Genomic DNA, 413 nt, shown 5'->3' with positions numbered 1-413 from the left:
CCAGGGTCAGTTTTTCGTAGGTACCGGCACCTTCGACCGTTTCCAGCTTGTTGACGATGGTTGGCTGACCACCAATTGCGATGTCATCGGCAGCGGTGATGGTCGCCTGGCCGGTAACGCTGTTCGCTGGAACAGTAATGGTAGTGCCATCGGTGAGCTTGAAGGTCAGCTCCGGATGGTTGGTCAGTGGCAGACCGGTGCTGGTGGTCAAGGTCACGGTGTAAGTCACCGAACCGCCTTCAGCTACGGTGGTTTTATCCGCCGTCAGGGTCGCGAAGACTTCACTGGTGGTGTCGCCGATGGTGACCGACGCTGGGCCACCGATGGTTGGGTTTTCCAGCGCTGCGCCGTTCGAGGTCGCACCGGTAATGCTCAGGGATACGGTGTCGCCGTCTTTATAGACGTCATCGCCT

The 413-nt window shown here is 58.8% G+C and carries 1 protein-coding gene; it reads right to left on the bottom strand.

Annotation, left to right across the window (positions count from 1 at the left end):
- Nucleotides 1-413 (bottom strand): immunoglobulin-like domain-containing protein (locus tag ORL50_RS28790; protein ID WP_266020097.1); only part of this gene is annotated, 413 nt, incomplete at both ends.

Origin of the sequence: Pseudomonas sp. RIT-562 (assembly GCF_026241895.1) — a bacterium.
In the GTDB taxonomy this organism is placed as follows: Bacteria; Pseudomonadota; Gammaproteobacteria; order Pseudomonadales; family Pseudomonadaceae; genus Aquipseudomonas; species Aquipseudomonas mandelii_F.
This window is presented reverse-complemented; position numbering and strand designations above follow the sequence as displayed.